The organism is Pseudoalteromonas sp. NZS100_1, from assembly GCF_015864285.1.
GTDB classification, from domain to species: domain Bacteria; phylum Pseudomonadota; class Gammaproteobacteria; order Enterobacterales; family Alteromonadaceae; genus Pseudoalteromonas; species Pseudoalteromonas arctica.
On the sequence record NZ_JADYXN010000023.1, the window covers coordinates 21,630 to 42,780 of the forward strand.

The 21,151-nt window shown below is 39.5% G+C and carries 14 protein-coding genes; 10 read left to right on the forward strand and 4 right to left on the reverse strand.

Annotation, left to right across the window (positions count from 1 at the left end):
* Positions 1 to 186 precede the first annotated feature (186 nt).
* From I6F66_RS14850 to I6F66_RS14860, 3 genes are read left to right on the forward strand one after another with little or no spacing between them, the layout of a single operon-like run.
* The gene (locus I6F66_RS14850; RefSeq protein WP_197209437.1) at positions 187 to 2,931 is read left to right on the forward strand and encodes an Ig-like domain-containing protein; all 2,745 of its coding nucleotides are present in this window, start codon (positions 187 to 189) and stop codon (positions 2,929 to 2,931) included.
* 13 nt (positions 2,932 to 2,944) lie between these two features.
* A complete protein-coding gene (locus I6F66_RS14855; RefSeq protein WP_165739955.1) occupies positions 2,945 to 5,623 on the forward strand; it encodes a TonB-dependent receptor plug domain-containing protein in 2,679 nt (892 codons plus the stop codon).
* Positions 5,616 to 6,686, forward strand: coding sequence for a cytochrome-c peroxidase (locus tag I6F66_RS14860; RefSeq protein ID WP_165739953.1), 1,071 nt, complete (start codon positions 5,616 to 5,618; stop codon positions 6,684 to 6,686). Before I6F66_RS14855 ends, I6F66_RS14860 begins: the two co-directional genes overlap by 8 nt.
* A gap of 218 nt (positions 6,687 to 6,904) precedes the next feature.
* Here the strand turns inward: I6F66_RS14860 and I6F66_RS14865 are convergent, their stop codons facing one another.
* Positions 6,905 to 8,737, reverse strand: a complete 1,833-nt coding sequence (locus I6F66_RS14865) for a diguanylate cyclase (protein WP_165739951.1) — start codon at positions 8,735 to 8,737, stop codon at positions 6,905 to 6,907.
* A 144-nt stretch (positions 8,738 to 8,881) separates the two neighbouring features.
* Entirely contained in the window at positions 8,882 to 9,799 is a 918-nt protein-coding gene (locus I6F66_RS14870; protein ID WP_197176283.1) for a LysR family transcriptional regulator, read from the reverse strand.
* A gap of 80 nt (positions 9,800 to 9,879) precedes the next feature.
* On the opposite strand from I6F66_RS14870, the gene I6F66_RS14875 reads away from it, so the two are divergent.
* From I6F66_RS14875 to I6F66_RS14890, 4 genes are all read left to right on the forward strand, one after another.
* Positions 9,880 to 11,019, forward strand: coding sequence for an alkene reductase (locus tag I6F66_RS14875; protein ID WP_165727268.1), 1,140 nt, complete (start codon positions 9,880 to 9,882; stop codon positions 11,017 to 11,019).
* Between the two features lie 387 nt (positions 11,020 to 11,406).
* Positions 11,407 to 11,664: a hypothetical protein gene (locus tag I6F66_RS14880; RefSeq protein ID WP_165727267.1), complete on the forward strand. Its 258-nt coding sequence runs from the start codon at positions 11,407 to 11,409 to the stop codon at positions 11,662 to 11,664.
* 358 nt (positions 11,665 to 12,022) lie between these two features.
* Positions 12,023 to 12,787, forward strand: a complete 765-nt coding sequence (locus tag I6F66_RS14885) for a DUF6515 family protein (protein ID WP_165727266.1) — start codon at positions 12,023 to 12,025, stop codon at positions 12,785 to 12,787.
* A gap of 171 nt (positions 12,788 to 12,958) precedes the next feature.
* Positions 12,959 to 13,459, forward strand: coding sequence for an RDD family protein (locus I6F66_RS14890; protein WP_007587274.1), 501 nt, complete (start codon positions 12,959 to 12,961; stop codon positions 13,457 to 13,459).
* A 102-nt stretch (positions 13,460 to 13,561) separates the two neighbouring features.
* Here the strand turns inward: I6F66_RS14890 and lptG are convergent, their stop codons facing one another.
* The gene (gene lptG / locus I6F66_RS14895; protein ID WP_165727265.1) at positions 13,562 to 14,629 is read right to left on the reverse strand and encodes an LPS export ABC transporter permease LptG; all 1,068 of its coding nucleotides are present in this window, start codon (positions 14,627 to 14,629) and stop codon (positions 13,562 to 13,564) included.
* Positions 14,626 to 15,738: an LPS export ABC transporter permease LptF gene (gene lptF, locus I6F66_RS14900; RefSeq protein ID WP_002962016.1), complete on the reverse strand. Its 1,113-nt coding sequence runs from the start codon at positions 15,736 to 15,738 to the stop codon at positions 14,626 to 14,628. Before lptF ends, lptG begins: the two co-directional genes overlap by 4 nt.
* A gap of 309 nt (positions 15,739 to 16,047) precedes the next feature.
* Here lptF and pepA point away from each other — a divergent pair, with 309 nt between their 5' ends.
* From pepA to I6F66_RS14915, 3 genes are all read left to right on the forward strand, one after another.
* Positions 16,048 to 17,559 carry a leucyl aminopeptidase gene (gene pepA / locus I6F66_RS14905; protein ID WP_007587283.1) on the forward strand — a complete coding sequence of 504 codons (1,512 nt, stop codon included), beginning with the start codon at positions 16,048 to 16,050 and terminating at the stop codon, positions 17,557 to 17,559.
* A 150-nt stretch (positions 17,560 to 17,709) separates the two neighbouring features.
* Positions 17,710 to 18,156, forward strand: coding sequence for a DNA polymerase III subunit chi (locus I6F66_RS14910; protein ID WP_007587285.1), 447 nt, complete (start codon positions 17,710 to 17,712; stop codon positions 18,154 to 18,156).
* A gap of 53 nt (positions 18,157 to 18,209) precedes the next feature.
* Positions 18,210 to 21,089, forward strand: coding sequence for a valine--tRNA ligase (locus I6F66_RS14915; RefSeq protein WP_165739949.1), 2,880 nt, complete (start codon positions 18,210 to 18,212; stop codon positions 21,087 to 21,089).
* Positions 21,090 to 21,151: the final 62 nt, after the last annotated feature.

The window sequence follows — 21,151 nt, forward strand, 5'->3', positions numbered from 1 at the left end:
TTAGCTGAACTTAAAATATTTACATTAGCTATACACCTTTCTACTTTAACGTCTCTTTGTTTTTTAAACCCTTGATTAGTTAAAGGTAACATTCTTATTTTTAACATAAATACCGACTTCGAACTGTGAAACACAATTGATATGCGTTATCATTCGCAACATTATTAACTTCTAATATTAACAATAATGAACAGACTTATTAAATTTACCCCTATTTTATGCGCACTCGCTTTAGCAGGTTGTGGAAGCGGCTCGGGCAACAGTGCACCATTATTTACCCAATCAAATTTAAGTTTTACGCTTAACGAAGATACCGCTTTTTCAGGACAGGTTTCAGCCACTGACGACGACCCGCTTAGTTATACTTTGGCGCAATCGCCAAGTAACGGCATTATTACATTAGAGGCTAACGGTGAATTTACTTACACACCACACGCTGATTTTTTTGGTGAAGATAGCACGACTATTTCAGCAAGTGACGGCAGTTTAAGCGCTGATGTTGTTGTACGTTTTATTATTGAAAACATTAATGATGAACCTACTATTTCAACAACTAATGTTACATTTACTACCTCAACAACAAGTGTAGGTAAAATAAATACTAGTGATGTTGATGGTGATGCAGTGAGCATTACGCTACTTACACCGCCAAGTAGTGGTGTAATATCTATAAATAGTGAAACTGGTGAATTTAGCTATGAGGCACAAACACTCACTACGCAAAATGATGAATTTACCGTTAGTTATACCGACGGCATTATAAGTGAGCCATTAACTGCGACTATTTCACTTAGCCCCTCTTATGTAACAAATGAAGACAAACGTAACTACTACTACAGCTCAGATAAGTCTCATTTAAAACAAGCCGATTTAATAACAGAAAATATTAACGATGAACTATCTCGTTATAGTATTTATCAAACTCAAGCTACAGCTTATGCGCGCGCTGGTTTTTTAACTACCGCACAAGAGTATTTAGCGCTGATTAATGAACAAACAGCCTATGCCGATGGGCTTTTAAAAGTAGCCAGTGCACTGGATACGATTAATCGCTCTGAGCAAGCTATAGAATATAGAGAGCTAGCTTTAACATCTTATAACCAATACCTTGCTGAAAAAGGATTGGATAATATAGACAGAAATGATGCATCTTGGTTGTTAACTATTACACGAGACTATTTAGATGCATTACAACTGTCGCAAGCAACTAGCTTAATTGAACAAATTGAAGGCTATGCATTAAACGCAGCACAGGATGAGTTTACAACTACATTTGGGTACTTTATTACTGCATTTTCAAGTGCTGCAAGCTCAACTCTTGAATCATATGCAGCGACACCCACTGCTGAAAACTTAGAAACTGCAAAGTTATTCGCTAAATCGTTCGCTCAATTAAGTAATAAAACAGGCTACGTAATAGCAAAAAATGGTGATTATAAAGGAGAGCCAACTCACCGCTCTCGTATATTATATTTAGCATGGTCGGCAGAGTTTTTATTACAAACTAATCAGTTAGAACTTGCACGTGAATATACTAATAAAGCACTCGCTCTTTATGGTATTACTAATTTCGATAGTAATTATAATTATGCTGCCTCACCTTATTCACAAGCAACTCTTAGCTACTACCCGTATGCACTAAGTAATTTGGCTACACTTATCGAGGCGCTGTACGACACAACTCAAAACCCTGCATATGAACTAATTACATCTGAGTGGGAGCAATCATTTTCACAACGCTCAATGGTTTCATTTATTGTGGCGCAGCGTTTATTAGCAGGCGAAGATGCCACAACAGTACTCGATGAAGTTGCTCAACCTTTTAAAGATAAAGATGAATATAACGTGCTATTTCAGGGGTTAACCGATACTACAAACTTACCTGGTACTGCACTTATTTTGAGCCAATTTAATCGAAATGATTTAGCTCAACAAGTAATGAATTATGCCGGTGACTTACTTATTTCAGATGAGTACATACAAGCCGAGAGTTATGCAACGTATCTTACTGGTTTTAGAGGCTGCTCTGCTTTTGTTGAAATAAGCGGTCGCGTTGGTATGGATGAAAAAGTTCAAGCTGAAAAGTGCATTACTATGCTCGAAAAACTACAAAGCGGTGAGCTACAAACACTCTCATCTAGCAGCCAAATTTCAGTTCATAGCAATGTAATAATGACGCTAACTCGATCTGGCTCAACAGATGGTATCCCAGCTATATATACGCAATTACTTAACCATATATCAGAACTAGAAACCCCTGAAGATCGCTTTGAGAACCGCTTAGAAACACTTGGTTTTATGATTGATGCGGGTTATTCAACACAAGCATTAGACACATTTACTTTATCGGTTGAAGAAATTACGCCTTTAATTTCAGAGTTTGATAGCAACCAATTAACCGATCTAGTTGAGCTTTTAAAAGAGTATATTTTAGATATTGAAGCGCCTAAAACTGGGTATTTCACTATTTACAGTGCGTTGTCATCTATGGGGGCTAATGCTCAAAACATTAATGACTATGAAGCTAAATACCAAGGATTTAAAGCACCAACGTCTACGTTAATTAATACTTTAGAGGAACGCATTACTGCGCTTTCAGACACCGCATTACAAAGTAATATGATGGACTTAGTTTCTGCTCATGTGCTTCTTGGTGATAATGCTAAAGCAATTTCGTTAATTGAAAATAGCGTAAATGGCTCAGCAGATAAACTCAACCTTTATACTGAAATGGCAAGTTTAATAGCTGCCCGTGATGACTTTAGAGAAAAAGCAGTTGCCAGTGTAGATACCGATCACGACGGACTTCCTAACTTTTTCCTACCAAATGTAAGCGAAGACGACATAACAGCCTCAGGTTTAATAGCCGATCAAGATGCCGACAATGACGGCATTATTGATAGCGAAGACAGTACTCCACTTGGTAATTAATTAAGAGATTTAAATGCAGACACCTAGCACCTTAGCGTGTCTGCTTTTGCTTACCCAAAACGCTTATGCAGCGAACGAGCAAGAGCAGACCGACCAGTCAAAACCCATATGCAGTACTTTACAAAATGAAGAAAAAAAACGTTGTGAAGCCTTAGAACACATAGAAGTAAAAGGTCAGTACATAGGTATTGAAGTGCCTGAAGTAATTGGTCGCTCATACCTCGACCGTAACTTTATAACCTCGACCGCTAAAGGTAATGGGGATATAAATGAGTTAATTGCCCTCCTCCCTGGAGTACAACTCAGTAACGACGCTTTTAGTATTGAAAGCTTGGCTGAAATTAGCGCACCCGAAATATCTATTTCTGGCGCGCAACCTTGGCAAACAGGGTTTTCGATTGATGGCATGAACTACAACAACCGTATTGATCCCGCCAGTGCTACACGAGTTACAGCTACCAGCAATGATGTGTCGGGCGGTGTGCAAAGCATGAATGTAAATTCAGATATTGTTGAATCAATAACCGTGTACGACCATAACATTCCAGCCGAATTTGGTGGTTTTTCAGGTGGAATTGTTGATGCTAAAACCAAAAGTGCTTTTGCAAAAGACAGCTTTAGCTTTGGTGTGCGTGGGAATCAAAGTAGCTGGGGAGAATACCATTTTCTTAAAGCTGATGAAGAGTCTGGACAACGAAATGTTGATGATGAAGCGCTAGAAGCCCCAGAGTTTAAAAAAATAAGTTACTCATTGAGCGCCAATAAACAACTCAATGAACGCCACGGACTTATGGTAAGCGTTAATTACCTTACCAGCGACATTAGTGATTTTTCACTGGGTCAACCAAAAACGCAAAGTCGCCGAAATATTAATGCATTAGTTAAATATGGATACAAAAATGGCTGGGTCGATCAGCTTGATATTAGTTTAATGTACGCCCCTTACGAAGTTGATAACTTTATTGTTGATACCAAAGACAGTAACTTTCACTTAGAAGGTGGAGCAGTGGGCGGCGTAATATCGCTAACAGAAAATTTAAGCTTTGCTACATGGCACAGTAACCTTAATGTAAATTTAAGCGATAGCAGTCGAGAGTCCCAAGATCACTTTTATAATTGGTTGCAGGCAAAAGGAAAGCAATGGGGAGAATTTGCGGACCAAGGATTATCTAATACGCGTTATTCCAAGCAAGGTGGGTATGGGGCGCTCGATAACACACAATTGACCACGAGTTGGAAAAACACTCTCGATTTTAATACGTTTAAATTTTTGAGTGTAGAGCACAATATTAAAGCTGGTATAGAGCTTATACACCAAGAAGTGAAACGTGAACGTTTTCAAAATAGTTACACATACGACTCTCCTATTATTTGGTCAAGCGCCAGTGCACCACTTAATTGCAGCGGTTACACGCTTGATTGCCAATCGCTTGAATCTGCTATTTCTATAGAGCAACTTACCGAGCAATTGGGAGGGAGTATTGATTTTAATAACCCTGAACATATTGCAGCTTATAGCGATAACATTGTAAGTACTGCACAGTATTTTAATGGTCGTAAAGTTACACCTGCTGAATATATAAATGTAGGACTTAACCGTGGCGCTTTATATATCACCGATCATTTAACGCTTGGTCATGTAAATATTAACTTAGGAATGCGCTATAACTATGATGATTTTTTAAAAAATCATAACTTAGCCCCGCGTATTTCGCTTGGTTACGATGTGTTTAATGATGGACGTACAATAATAAGCGCAGGCGTAAACCGTTATTATGATTCAGGAATTATTGGTTATAAAATAAAAGAGCAACAAAACTTTTCGTATAACGAATACCGCCCTATCGAAAACGGCTACTTACAAGGCTGGTTACCCTCTAATTACACTGGCGCATTTAAATATCGTTTTAACGATGTGCAAACACCTTTTGATGACGAGTTAGCTTTTGGTATAGCTCACTCATTTGAAAAAATTGGTAACTTTTCACTTAAGTATGTAAAACGGAAAAAGCATCAACAATTGTCTCGCTCAACTGCTGATACGCCAAGTGAAGATGGCTTCAAATATATTGAAATAACAAACAGCGGTACAGGTAGCTCTGAGCGTTACTCGATTGCATGGAGTGCACAATTTAAAGCACATTCATTCTGGGCAAATGCTTCATATGCGCAAAATAAAGTGTCAAACGACAGCTACAATGCAACCGCAAATAACACCCCTCTTGATGAGCTAGTTTATTACGTTAATGCTAAAGAAGAAGGTGAACTTGTTACACTTAACCAGTTATCTCAAATTCGCACCAATTTTGGAACTCCCGTAACCGGCGCTATGGGTTGGAATGTTGACTGGCTTGATTCACTTAGTACAGGCTTAAACATTACCTATAGTGGTAGCTTTGATACAGCTGTTAGCACAGGCGCGAGTGAAAGCGTTGAGCTAGACAAGAGCTGTATTAGTTGCCCTATTACATCTACTTTGGTTGATGTTTATGAGCAACGTGTTATTCGTGCCCGCACTATGGTCGGCTTAAGCTTACGATATAATCCTAAAATTAGTGAAAAACACAACGTAGAAATACGCGCTGATGTATCTAACCTTTTAAACGCCCGTACTTACAATGTAAACGAAGGAGCCGCTGGCATTGAACCTGGTCGAATGTTTTGGCTTGGAGTAACTTATAAATATGATTAAGCTACTTGGTTTAATAACATTATTACTCCCCCTTAGTATGCACGCTCAACAATACAGCAACACAGAGCTACGTGGTTTGTATAGTAAGAGCCAAGTAAATTGGCCTGCCATTCAAACCAGTGATGAGCGTATAGTTGAGCCTCTTTCGCTATTGCCAATAGCCACTCCACGGGCAGAGCACGTTGCACTTGGCAATAAGCTTTTTCATGATACACAGCTTTCACGCGATAAAACCGTAAGCTGCGCAAGTTGTCATGAACGAGATAAGGGTTTTCATGATGGTCGTGCCACTGCAATCGGTATAAATGATCAAGTGGGCACCCGCAATACCCCTGCAATTTTTGGTATAGATCAGTGGCAAAGTTTTTTTTGGGATGGTCGCGCTAAAACAGCTGAGCAACAAGCACTTATGCCCATTAGCAACCCAATTGAAATGGACTTAGATCCACAAAAAGCTTTAATGCGAGTCAATAAAGATAAAAGCTATACGGCATTTAATAAAAGTGCTTTTAATTCAAATACGCTCTCCATGGCACAAATGGCAGAAGCCCTCGTAGCTTTTGAGCGAACACTCATTGCACCTAATACTCGTTTTAAATCATTTATTAATGAGGTTCAGAGTAATCCAAAAAAAGCGGTTAGACGCTTATCAGATAGTGAATTAAACGGATTACATTTATTTAGAACCAAAGCAAAATGTATGACTTGCCATAATGGCGCGCTATTAAGTGACAACCAATTTCATGGCACTGGCCTTCATTACTACGGCCGTAGTTTTGAAGATAAAGGCCGGTTTAATATTACAAATAATCCAAGTGATATAGGGTTATTTAGAACCCCTTCTCTACTTGGTTTAACACAAACATTTCCTTGGATGCACAATGGACTTTTTGATGACCTACTAGGTATAGTAAACATGTACAACCATGGTGGAGCAAGACCTAAACCTAGGAAAAACCAATTAAACGATCCTCATTTTCCTAAAACGACGAAACTGCTAAAGCCATTAAAATTAACTAAGCAAGAGCGTTTAGATCTTGTTGCATTTCTAAGGATTTTATAAATTTTGCAGCTGCTCTATCAGCCATTTATGAATAGGGCTGTTATTAGTACGCGGGTGCCATGCGCTATTACTTTAAAGGTAGGAGGCAGAGCTTCTTTTTGAAAGGTATCGAAGAAGGATATACACTCTCAATACATATGAGTATTAGGTGAATTAGCTTGCTATATTTTTCAATAATAAATTACTAGCCGTTTAATAACTCAATAATTATTGAGTTATTAAACCATTACTTTATTACGGCCTGCATTTTTAGCTGCGTATAATTTTTCATCAGCTCGTCGGGATGCATCTTTTGGGGCTTCGCCCGCTTTAACTTGTACTACACCAATACTTACTGTTGATTTTATATGGAGTGAGGTATGAGTAACATTCTCAATACTTTCGCGAATACGCTGGGCAACTTCATGCGCAAAACTAAGTGCAATATTAGGTAAAACAACTAAAAATTCTTCTCCACCAACCCTACCTGCACAATCTGTTTGACGAATGTTTTTTTCTATAAATTTAACAGTAGAAATAATAACTTCATCACCAATATCATGTCCATATGTATCGTTTACTTGTTTAAAGTGGTCTATATCAATAACAATGAGTGAACACGCATTCCCTAAAAACTCGCTTTTTTTAATCGCGTTGTATTTAAATGCAAATATTGCTCTACGATTAGCGATACCTGTTAATTCGTCTTTTAATGCAAGTGTTTTAAATCGCTGTTTATGCTGAGTTTGTTTATAAGTTATGTAAGCTAAAATCAATATCAGCCCAATAGAAAACAGCAAAGATGCGATTTGCCAAAATGCTTTTTCATCAGCTAAATTTAATAACTGCTCTTTTACCTCTGATGACTCTTGCAGCCTTGTTATTTCTCGTTTTTGCTGTTCCCAGTCAAACGCTAAACGTTGAGATAGTAATGTATTATCTGCAATTTCTTGCACTTTTCTATCTGCGATTTTTAATAACTCTCTTTGAGCTAAGGCTTCTTGCTGATAGTTATTTTTTTGCACTGCTAATTCACGCTTAAATTCTAAAAAACGAGTTAAAGAGTCGACTGACCATACTTGAGAACTATTTTGTTCAAAATCTAAATAAAGAAGCTCCGCTTCATCTAGGCGACCCTTTTTAATTAACCACTCAGCTGTTGTTATTGATTGAATAAATTTAATCCACTCACTATTTAGCGTTAAATCCCTGGCTTTATTTAAGTATTGTTTAGCCTCTTGCAGCTCATTTAATTGAATATTTATTTGTGCAATTTTAAAGAGTAAGTAAGCATTCCCTTCATCGTCTTCATACTTAGTTACGGCAGGGAGTATACTGCTGTACAACACTATCGCTTTTTGATAATTACCTTGAGCTTCGTAAGCTTGGGCTAGGCTATCTGTGGCTATGTACCATTCTTGCTCATTATAATTTGTCAGCTCATTAATTGCTCTTTGCAATTGTTCTTCAGCGAGCGAAAAATTGTGAAGATCGGCATGGATAAGCCCTATCTCTTTAAGTATAAGCGCTTTATCGTAAGAAAAGTCGCCTTGTTCAAAGGTATTATAAGCTTGTTGAAATGCCAAAAAAGCTTGCTGGTACGAACCTTGTGAACGAAAAATTATCCCTAATATTAAGTTAGCTGTCGCATGTTGATAATAAAGCTCTGGATTTTTAGAGGTGGCACTAATAACATTTTTAGCCATTGAAGTGGCTGTACTTACTTTGCCTTGTTGGTATAAATGAAATGCTTGGCATGTTTGTAAATCGAGTTTTAATTTAGGCGAGCCAGCTTTTTTGATTGCTTGATTAGCATCTGTCAGTAAATCATTTAATGCTATGTAATTATTGTCATTTTGGGGGTCATAAAACCAACACTTTACAGTTTTAACGCGAGCAGTATCGAGCGATGAAGAATAAGGTAAATTGCGCTCTAACTTATCCATAAGCCCACGACTTTGACTACTCGTTAAATATCCACTTAGTATCTTTTCAACATCTTCTTTTACTGTGTTAGCAAAAGTACTAAAACAAAGTAGAGAACAAAAAACACCAAAAAATAACTTAAACATTTAGCTTTATAATTCCTTTACCGCACTTAAAACACAATTGTAGGACACTGTAATTAGCTGACGACAATCTTTAATAACTATTGTTAATTATGGTAACAGTATTTGCTTTAATACTTACATTAATACTTGTATTAAAGTTTGCTGTTATAGGTTTTGTAATTGCTCTATCAACCACTTATGAATTGGGCTGTTGTTAGTACGTGGATGCCATGCGGCTATTACTTTAAATGTAGGAGGCAGAGCTTCTATTTTTAGCTGTTTAACTTTGCTATTTGGTAATAATCTTGATGGGTAAAACGCTAGCATATCGGTTGTATGTAAAATGTCAGGCACCGCTGAAAAGCTCGGTACCGACATTACAATATTACGTTTTAGCCCTTGGCTTTCAAACCACTGATCGTGCGACCCGCGTAAATTAGCACGCGATGGCGATACCACTAGCTGAGGATGCTTTGCAAATTGCGCCAAGCTCAAAGGCTCCATGTAAGTGTTGTTACCAACACCAGAAATACACAAATGCTGCTCTTCAAACAAAGTAATATAAGAAAGATTGTCGGGTATAAACTCAGGAAAGCTAATCAATAAATCAAGCTCGCCTGCCGTTATAAGTTGATTAACGTTATCGGATGCAAAGTCGCGCACTATCAGCTTTAAACCGGGGGCTTCGCGACGGGTAATATTAAATAATTGCGGTAGTAAAGCCTGCGTGGCGTAGTCGGTTGCGCTTATGGTAAACACGCCTTTATAGGTTTTCGGACTAAACTGCTCGGGCTCTAGTAACGACTCTAATTGCTTTAATATATGATTAACTGGCGTCTTGAGTCCTTGCGCTTTAGGAGTAGCAACCATGTTATTGCCCTGTCGAATAAACAAGCGATCGTCAAATAAGTCTCGTAGCTTTCGTAGTTGCTCACTAATGGCTTGTTGCGTTAACCCCATTTTTTTAGCTACTTGCGACAGATTTTGCAGCTCTAACAAGCTACTGAGCACTCTTAACTGTTTTATATCGAGCCGGCTAATACCATTCATAATTGTATGCTGTACAAAAAAGTGTTGTTTCAAATTGTATCTTTAAATCTCTATGCTGCCAACGTTGCTTAACCACTATTTAAGCCTTTATTTGCTTTATAAGAGAATTTAAAATGAAATCAGAATCAGTTAATACCGCCCCTTTATTCTCATCAATTGAGCTTGGCCCTTTTACACTTAAAAACCGTATTGTGATGCCTCCTCTTACTCGCTCTCGTAGTACACAACCGGGCAATATTCCTAATGAATTAATGGCTGAGTATTATGCACAGCGCGCATCGGCTGGCTTTATGGTTACCGAAGGCACGCAAATAGAACCTCGTGGCCAAGGCTACGCTTGGACACCTGGTATTCACTCGCAAGCACAAATTGAAGGCTGGAAAAAAGTAACACATGCAGTACATGCTAAAGGCGGTGTTATTTTTGCTCAGCTTTGGCATGTAGGGCGCGTATCGCACGCCACACTACAACCAAATTCAGGTAAACCGGTTGGCCCTTCAGATATTATTGCTGACAATGTAAAAGTATTTATTGAAACCGCACCTGGTGAAGGCGCATTGGCTGACCCAAGTGAGCCTCGTGCACTAACAACAACTGAAGTTGGCGAACTGGTAAACATGTATGCGCAAGCTGCACGTAATGCTCTAGAAGCAGGCTTTGATGGTGTGGAGCTGCATTGTGCTAACGGGTATTTAGTTAATCAGTTTATTTCTGAGCATACTAATAACCGTGACGATCAATACGGTGGAACGCTTAGTAATCGCCTGCGCTTTTTAAAAGAGATAGTTGAAGCGGTAAGTGACGTTGTAGGCTCCGATCGTTTAGGTGTTCGCTTTGCTCCTTTATTTGAAAGCACAGATGAAACACGAGTGTATTTAGGACTTGTTGAATCAAACCCTCATCATACTTATGTACAAGCCGTTAAAGTGCTTGAGCAAGCTGGCATTGCTTACTTATCAATAGCGGAAGCTGATTGGGAAAATGCTCCTGATTTACCACAAGAATTTTATAAAGCAGTACGAGCTGAATTTTCAGGTCGCATTATTTATGCTGGTAAATACACAGTAGAAAAAGCGGTACGTATTTTAGGTGAAGGTTACGGTGACTTATTTGCATTTGGTCGCCCATTTATAGCTAACCCTGATTTACCAGAGCGTATAGCGAATAATTGGACGTTTAACGAGGCCGATGCAGCCACTATGTATGGCGGTACTGAAGTCGGTTATAGCGATTATCCTTTTTATCAAAAGTAGCCAACCTAGACTCTAAACGATATATGGAATTGGTATAGAACCGATACGGTTTTATACCTGGTAGCTTAATCAAGCTACCTGTTTTGAGGTAAGAAAACGGTGTTGATAACACAGCTAAAATTTTGTTATTAGTTGTTCTCGACAATTGCTCTTTCATTGCCCTACCCTCTGCATTTATGCAGCCATATATCAGTCATTTTTTAATAGAGTTAGCGTTAGATTTAATCCCTCAAATTGATTAAGTATTACTGCGGATTGGTATTAGCGTCAAGAATAGTAAAGATAAGTAAAAGGGTGTAAAGCCTCCCTACAGTTGCCCTTACATGCAGTTGGCATTCAGTTTCAAACGTCAATACTAGCCATGTTAACCACAATCGAGGCAATATTATGAAACTTACATTTATACTACCTGCACTATTAGTTATTGGCACTTTATCTAATTCTGCATTTGCAGCACCACATGATAGATATACAAAGCAAGAATATAAAAAGGTTCAGCTAAAACGAGAACTGAAAAAAATTAACCAAACTAAGGTAATCAAGTATGTTCCAGTTAAAGTTGTTAAAAGAAACGTTAATAACACAGCATTTATTAAAGTTAATGTCATAACGTATCACCCTAGCCTTAAATTTATTAAAAGATAGATGCGCCCTTTAAAATATAAAGTCATGTTTGCGGCAATAAACAACGCGCCGCAAACTTAGCTTTTTACACCATTTAAACTCTATTATTGGTATTTTCCCATCTAAAAATGCACGGAAATAACGTTTTCTAAGCACAACAAAAAAGTCCAAATATATAATTTAATAGCAGTATTATTAAAATATCTCTCGTAATAACCCCCCTTAAAAATCGTCAAAAACTAGATATTATGTCAAGAACCGTCAGTAAAATGTAAAAAGCTGTAAGCATAGCTCCGTTTGCTGTTGTATGTCAGTTAACATTCAGTTTGAACCGCTAGTATTGAACCCAGTTATGTAAAAACATAAACGAGGCAATACTATGAAACTTACTTTTTTACTACCTGCACTGCTCGCCATTGGCGCAGTATCAGGCTCTGCGCTTGGAGCACAAAACGAGCGAGAGAATGATAAAAGCTTTAAACGTGACCACGACAAACGTGTTGAATATAAACGCGATGAACGCCGCCATGAAAAAAAGCAGCGTATTGAGCATAAAAAAGAAAAACGAGAAGACCGTAAGCAAGAAAAACGTAAACTTGCTAAGTACAAGCAGGAAAAGCGTGAACAATACCGCTACAACCAGCGCAAATATAACTACTTAACAAGCCATAATAATTCAGTCGCTTACAGACAAAATCGATTTATGAACCATTTACCACGCAATAGCGCATCGATTAGATTTAATGGTATTTCGTTTACGTTTAACGACGGCCTTTACTACCGTAAAGCTAAAAGAGGCTACCATGTAGTTACGCCACCTAGAGGCCTGCGTATAAATACGCTACCAAGAAATTACAGGCATTTTAAGCATCACAATACCACCTACTACACATATCAAAACGTGTATTACGTCGCAAATAATGACGGTTATACAGTGGTTGATGAGCCACCAACCCGTCTTAATCAGGCAATAAAAGTGGGGAATGTGAATGATTATAGCTTGGGCCAAACTTACGATTCATTGCCTCAGGCAGCACAGGCCGTAATAATTAACTCGCAGCAGTATTTTAAATACGGCGATATTTATTTTTTACCGCAAATAAGTGGTGACGACATAAAATACCTTGCTATCAAGCTAGGTTAAATCCGCTATAAATTAAAAGACCTTGCTACCAATAGCAGGGTCTTTTTCATTTCCCCTGTAGGTAATAACTTAAAGCAATAAAATCAATTCCCTCTCTAAACATTAACATGTCTTAGTATTTGTAAGCTTTTTTGCTAAACTAGCTCGCATATTAATAGTGAGAGTGTATTTATGTCGGGTGAGTTTCCACGTGCTGGTTTTTGGCGCCGTTTTGCGTCGTTAGTTTACGATACGTTAGCCATTATTGCGTTTGCGATGTTAACTGTAGTGCTGTATTTATTTGCCGTTCAAGGGCTTATTTCTCTCGATGTAATTAGTTTAAATGGCGCAGAGGATGTATCTGCCTTTATTCAAAATTCAAATCTTCTTTCGGGTATTCGTACCGCTCTTTTAATTATTGTTACCTTAGTATTTTTTGGCTACTTTTGGACTAAAAGCGGGCAAACCATTGGCATGCGTGCATGGCGTTTAAAAGTACAAACTCTTGAGGGTAATTTAATTAGCTGGCCGCAATCAATTATCCGCAGCGTTAGCGCTTTACTCGGTTTAGGTAATTTGGTGGTGTTAGTAGATTTTAAAAACAAAAAAGCACTGCAAGATTACATCTCTAAAACAGAAGTTATTGCACTTACTAAAGAAGAAAACAGACGTATTTATAGTGAGCTTGATTAATACCAACTTTTCAAATCGTGAGTTAAGCGGTAATTAAGCAGTAGTTAAAAAGCAAAAAGGGTGACCAGTGGTCACCCTTTTTCATGCTTTGAATAGGTAAATCTATACCCGTTTATTCATCAAATATGTCGCAAAGCCTATAAATATAATACTGGGTAATACCGCCCCTATAATGGCAGGTATTTGGTAAACCATAACGACAGGGCCAAATATTTCATTAGTTAAGTGAAACACAATCCCTGTAACAACTCCCATAATAATACGTGCGCCCATAGTAACGGTACGCAGCGGGCCAAATATAAACGAGAGCGCCACCAGCAGCATTACCGCAACAGATACTGGCTGCATCAACTTACGCCATAGAGCAAGCTCGTAGGTACTTGTGTCTTGTTCGTTTTGCTCTAAGTAACTTAAATACGACCAAAGCCCAGTAAATGAAAGTGACTCCGGTTTTACCGAAACAACCCCTAACTTTTCAGCTGTGAGTTGCGAAGGGTAAAACTCTTCTGGTAATTGCTCTGTTGTGGTTTTTTCGCTAGTGATAATAACTTTATTAACGTCACGAAGTAGCCAGCCATCTTTTCGGCTCAGTGCATCTCTTGCTTTAGTAATTTGGGTAAGCTCTAACGATTTATCAAAGTGGTACATATGCACCCCGTTAAGCCTGCCGTTTTCATCAACATCTTCAATATTAATAAAATTATTGCCGTCTTTAGCCCATACACCTTTTTGTGTATTAAACACATCGCCGCCATGTATTGCTTGGTTACGCATTTCTTTAGCGTGCAATTGTGCTTCAGGTGCGCCCCATTCGCCCAATGCCATCATACAGATAGCCATAAATATGGCCGTTTTCATCACAGAGCCAATTATTTGTAAGCGCGACATACCAGCGGCTTGCATCACTACAAGCTCACTGTTTGAGGCAAGTGCCCCCAAACCCGTTAAGCCACCAATTAGCGCAGCCATCGGAAAAAACACCACTAAATCGCCAGGTATTGTGTAAAGCGTGTAAAGCATTGCAGTCATTAAGTCGTAACTGCCGCGCCCTACCGACTTTAACTGGTCGATAAATTTAATTAAGGTGCTAATACCAACAAGTACCAACAATGCAAAGCCGGTAGTTTGTAAAATACTGCGGCCTAAATACCAATCAAGCGTTTTCATCATGAGCCTAACTCCCGCTTAGTTACTACGGCTTTAAGCCAAGCGCCCAGTGGTCGCCCTTTTATAATTAATAACCCACCTATAAACAAGGCACTTAGATGAATCCACCACAAGCCGATTGAAGGCGGGATTTTGCCATCTTCAACTGCAAATTTAGCGGCATTTAGTAAAATAAAGTAGCCTAAGTACAAGCTAATAGCAGGCACTAGTTTTGCAAATTTACCTTGGCGAGGATTAACCACACTTAGCGGTACTGCCAGTAAGGTAAGTAGCGGGATTGATAACGGAATAGCGAGTCGCCATTGCCATTGAGCAATAGATTCAGGAGTGTTTATAGCCAATAATTGGTTAGTTGGCACAGCCTCTAATTTACGGCGTTGATGCTCTATTTCTTGCTCTCGTATTTGTACGCTGTAACCATCAAATTCTGTTAAATTAAGTGCAGGCGTTGTGCCGTCTGTTTCGTAACGTTTACCGTCTGTTAGTACTAGCTGTTGCTCACCATTTACGGCTTCAACCACAACACCTTGCTCTGCATATACTAAGCGCGCTAGATTGCCTTTTTCGCTATCGGGTAACTGTGCAACAAATACCTTATTGAGCTCTTTGCCGCCTTTTTCAATATTATGAATAAACACCACGGCTTTTTCGTTACCGGTTTCTTGGAACCGCCCAGCTCTGAGCGCAGATAACCCCGCATCGGCTTTGGCTTGTTCTTTCAATTGATACTCTTGCTCGCTTGCCCACGGCGCTATATACATAGTCAATGCAGCGGCTAATATGGCAAGCCCAACGCTTGATATAAGCGTTACGCGCACAACATACCATTCACTTACGCCACAGGCTTTAAGGACGGTCATTTCGCTATCTGCATATATACGGCTGTAAGCCAAAATAATGCCTAAAAATATACTCAGCGGAAGTATTAGCGAGGCTAGTTGTGGAAGCTTTAGTGCAATCATCGATAGCACTAATTTAGCAGGAATGCTGCCCTCAGAGGCATCACCTAAAATACCAACTAACTTTTGTGACAAAAATATTGTCATTAAAGTTAAAAATACGGCGACCTGCGATTTTAAAACCTCAGCGGTCAAATAACGGAAAATTAGCAATGCTCGCCCCTGTTAAACATGGAATTTCACTACGATAGTGAGAATTGAATAGTTAAATAGCTATTTTACCCAATTAATACCGGCAAATAGGCTATTATTATAAGCCATCAAATTTAATTATCCTACCTAAGTGCACGATATAATGTTGCATTAGTAGCCCTTAAGCATATAAAGTTCAATTACACAGTAAGAGTCTAGCAAAATCAGCTAAAATAAGAATTATCCTTACATAAGTTACGTAGATAAGACTAGAAAATACTTTTTTAGCCCCAACTTACTAACTTAAATGACTCAAAATCAGGAGTGACAATGGAATTTAACGTAAAAAGTGGTAGCCCAGAAAAACAGCGCAGCGCATGTATTGTGGTTGGCGTTTACGAGCCACGTAGGTTATCCCCCATTGGTGAACAACTCGATAAAATTAGTGATGGCTATATCTCTAATTTACTTCGCCGTGGCGACTTAGAAGGTAAGCCAGGCCAAGTTTTATTATTGCATCATGTACCCAATGTATTAAGCGAGCGCATATTGCTTGTTGGTTGTGGTAAAGAGCGCGAGCTTGATGATAAGCAATATAAACAAATTATTTCTAAAACTATTAATACCTTAAACGAAACAGGCTCTATGGAAGCAGTCTGCTTTTTAACAGAGCAACACGTTAAAGGTCGCGACACTTACTGGAAAGTTCGTCAAGCAGTAGAAACAACACAAGATTGCTTATATACGTTTAACCAATTAAAAAGTAAAAAAGTAGATCCTCGTCGTCCGCTTCGTAAAATGGTGTTTAACGTACCAACACGACGCGAACTAACGATTGGCGAAAGTGCCATTGAGCATGGTTTAGCCATTGCTGCAGGTAGTAAGCTGTGTAAAGACGTGGCTAATATGCCACCAAATATTTGTAATCCAGTGTACTTAGGCGAGCAAGCACAAGAGTTGGCAACTAATTTTGACAACATCACTGTTGATATTATTGGCGAAAAGCAAATGGCAGAACTAGGTATGAATTCTTACCTAGCTGTTGGCCGAGGTAGTGATAACGAATCGATTATGTCGATTATTAACTACAAAGGCGCCGCTGACGACCAAGCCCCTATTGTACTTGTTGGTAAAGGCTTAACGTTTGACTCAGGCGGTATTTCATTAAAACCAGGCGAAGGCATGGACGAAATGAAATACGACATGGGCGGCGCTGCAGGTGTTATTGGCGCAATGCGTGCACTTGCACAAATGCAATTGCCAATTAACGTTATTGGTGTTTTAGCTGGCTGTGAAAATATGCCTGGCTCAAACGCGTATCGCCCGGGTGATATTTTAACAACAATGTCGGGGCAAACAGTTGAAGTGTTAAACACCGACGCTGAAGGTCGTTTAGTATTGTGCGACGCACTAACGTACGTTGAACGCTTTAATCCAGATACCGTTATTGACGTAGCAACACTTACTGGCGCTTGTATTGTAGCCCTTGGCGCGCATGCGACTGGTTTACTATCAAACCATAACCCACTTGCACACGATTTATTAAAAGCGTCTGAGCAAAGTGGCGACCGTGCATGGCAGTTACCGTTATGGGATGACTATCAAGATCAGCTAGAAAGCCCATTTGCTGACTTTACAAACTTAGGTGGACGCTCTGCGGGTACTATTACTGCGGCATGTTTCTTGTCTAAATTTACTAAAAAGTATCATTGGGCGCATTTAGATGTTGCCGGTACAGCGTGGCGCAGTGGCGCTAAAAAAGGCGCAACGGGTCGTCCTGTACCAATGCTTACTCAGTATTTATTAAATAGAGCTGGCGTAAGTGAAGCCGCTCAAGATTAAACACACTGTTTAGCTACTTATAAGGCGCCATTTGGCGCCTTATTTATTTGTGTATTAATTGAAGCAAACCCCGTTATATGGCAAAATCTGCCTCTTAATTTATGTATATCAATTTGGTATACATTCAATGTCATGGGAAACCCCGATACAATGAACATGAACGCTAAATTTTTCGTTCTAAAGCAACAAGATGAGTCTAAAGCGAAGGCTGACGATCATTTTGCTTTGGCTGCTCAAATTGCGGCCGATCAGTATCGAAATGGGCAGCGTGTGTTTATTTGTGTTAACGATAACGAAGCAGCCTGTGCCATTGATGAAATAATTTGGGCATTCGATCCAGATAGTTTTGTGCCACATAATTTACAAGGTGAAGGCCCTAAAGGCGGCGCACCTGTAGAAATTGGTATTACGCCACCTGTTGGCAATCGTAAAGTTTTAATTAACTTGGCTACTCAATTACCGGATTACATTCGTCGGTTTAACCAAGTTTTTGATTTTGTACCCGTAGAAGCAGCGGCTAAACAAGCAGCCCGCGAGCGTTTTAAAAAGCTACGCCAACTCGGTGCCAATCTCACCACGCAAGATATTAATAGCTAGCCAATCAGGCAAACTAACCAACTAATTTAAGTACTTATTTAAGGTTCTGTGTAATGGATAAAACCTACAATCCGCAAGATATTGAACAGTCTCTATATCAAGACTGGGAACAAAAAGGCTACTTTAAGCCATCTGGCAAAGGCGTACCATATTCAATTATGATCCCGCCGCCAAATGTCACTGGTAGCTTACACATGGGCCACGCCTTCCAAGATACAATAATGGATACCCTAACGCGTTTTAAACGTATGCAAGGTAACAACACATTATGGCAAGTAGGTACTGACCACGCAGGTATTGCAACGCAAATGTTAGTTGAGCGTAAACTGCATGCCGAAGAAGGCAAAACACGCCACGATTTAGGCCGCGAAGATTTTATTAATAAAATCTGGGAATGGAAAAAAGAATCGGGCGGCACTATTACCAAGCAGCTTCGTCGCCTTGGCGCATCGGTTGATTGGGATCGTGAACGCTTTACCATGGATGATGGTTTATCTGAAGCTGTTAAAGAAGTGTTTGTACGCCTTCACAAAGAAAACCTAATTTACCGTGGTAAACGCCTAGTAAACTGGGATCCTAAATTACACACGGCTATTTCTGATCTTGAAGTTGAAAACAAAGACAAAAAAGGCCACATGTGGAACTTACGTTACCCACTGGCTGATGGCGTTACAACGCAAGATGGAAAAGACTACATTGTAGTAGCAACTACCCGTCCAGAAACTATGCTTGGCGACTCAGGTGTTGCAGTAAACCCTGATGACGAACGCTACATAGATTTAATCGGTAAAGAGATTTTATTACCTATCGTTAATCGTCGTATTAAAATTGTTGCTGACGAACATGCCGATAAAGATAAAGGCACGGGCTGTGTAAAAATAACCCCAGCGCACGACTTTAATGATAACGAAGTGGGCAAGCGTCATCAAATGCCGATGATCAACATTTTCGATAAAGACGCAGCTATTCTTACCCAAGGTGAAACATACACCTTTGACGGTAAAGAGCTTGAGTTTGATGCGCCAATTCCTGAGCGCTTGCGCGGGCTTGATCGTTTTGCAGCGCGTAAAGCAATTGTGGCAGAATTTGAAGAACTTGGCTTACTTGAAAAAATTGAAGATCATGGTTTAACCGTTCCTTATGGCGACCGCTCTGGTGTGGTAATTGAGCCACTACTTACCGACCAATGGTATGTACGTGTTGCACCACTTGCAGAACCTGCAAAAGACGCAGTTAAAAACGGCGACATTCAATTTGTGCCTAAGCAATACGAAAACATGTATTTTTCGTGGATGAACGACGTACAAGATTGGTGTATTTCACGCCAGCTTTGGTGGGGTCACCGCATCCCAGCTTGGTACGACAATGAAGGCAACGTATTTGTTGGTCGCGACGAAGCTGAAGTACGCCGTGAAAACAACATTGCAGATAGCGTAACGCTTAGCCAAGACGAAGACGTACTTGATACGTGGTTCTCATCAGCGCTTTGGACGTTCTCAACGCAAGGTTGGCCTGAAAATACCGATGATTTAAAAACCTTCCACCCGTCTGACGTGTTGGTAACGGGGTTTGATATTATTTTCTTCTGGGTTGCGCGCATGATTATGATGACGCTGCACTTTGTAAAAGACGAAAATGGCAAACCACAAGTGCCGTTTAAAACCGTGTATGTAACCGGCTTAATACGTGATGACAACGGCGATAAAATGTCTAAGTCAAAAGGTAACGTACTTGACCCACTAGACATGATTGACGGCATTGAGCTTGAAGACCTAGTACAAAAGCGTACTGGCAACATGATGCAGCCAAAACTTGCCGCTAAAATCGAAAAAGATACGCGTAAAGTATTTGCTGGCGGTATTGAAGCACACGGTACAGACGCCCTTCGCTTTACCCTTGCGGCAATGGCATCAACCGGTCGTGATATAAACTGGGATATGAACCGCCTTGAAGGTTACCGTAACTTCTGTAATAAATTATGGAACGCGAGCCGTTACGTACTAATGAACACAGAAGAGCTAGATTGTGGTTTTACTGGGCTAGGAAGTAATGTAGATACTGTATTAACAGATAAAGAGTTCTCATTAGCTGACCGTTGGATTTTAGGTCAATATGAAGCAACAGTTAAAACCTACACAGAACACCTAGATAACTACCGCTTTGACTTAGCTGCTAACACGCTTTACGAATTCACATGGAACCAATTTTGTGATTGGTACTTAGAACTAACTAAGCCAGTACTGTTTAAAGGTAATGAAGCGCAGCAACGTGGTACACGCCATACGCTAATAACGGTACTTGAAAGTTTACTGCGTTTAATGCATCCAATGATGCCATACATCACTGAAACTATTTGGCAACGTGTTGCACCACTTGCAGGCCTTGAAACAGAGAACACCAGTATTATGGTTCAGCCGTTCCCTGTATACAACGAAGCAAGCGTTGATGCTAAAGCAATGGAAGATTTAGAGTGGGTTAAACAATTCATTTTATCTATTCGTAATATTCGTGGTGAAATGGATATTAGTCCAAGTAAACCGCTTAGCGTATTACTTGCTAATGCATCAAGTGACGACATGCGCCGTATTGAAGAAAACAAATCATTTTTAGCATCACTTGCAAAAATTGAAGAGTTTACAATGCTTGAAAACAAAGACGATGCACCAGCATGTGCAACGTCTTATGTTGGCAACCTTGAGATCATGATCCCAATGGCGGGCTTAATTGATGTGGAAGCCGAGCTTTCGCGTATTAATAAGCAACTCGAAAAAGCAGAAAAAGGCCTAGCACAAGTACAAAACAAACTTGCTAACGAAAAGTTTGTAAACAACGCACCTGAAGCGGTACTTGCTAAAGAAAATGCAAAACTGGCTGAATTTAGCGATGCTAAAACTAAGCTACTTGAGCAAAAAACTAAAATAGAAAGCTTATAATTTTAGTTATTATGCCTATTAACACTATTTAATAGGCATTAAAAAAGCCGCTCACTTTAATT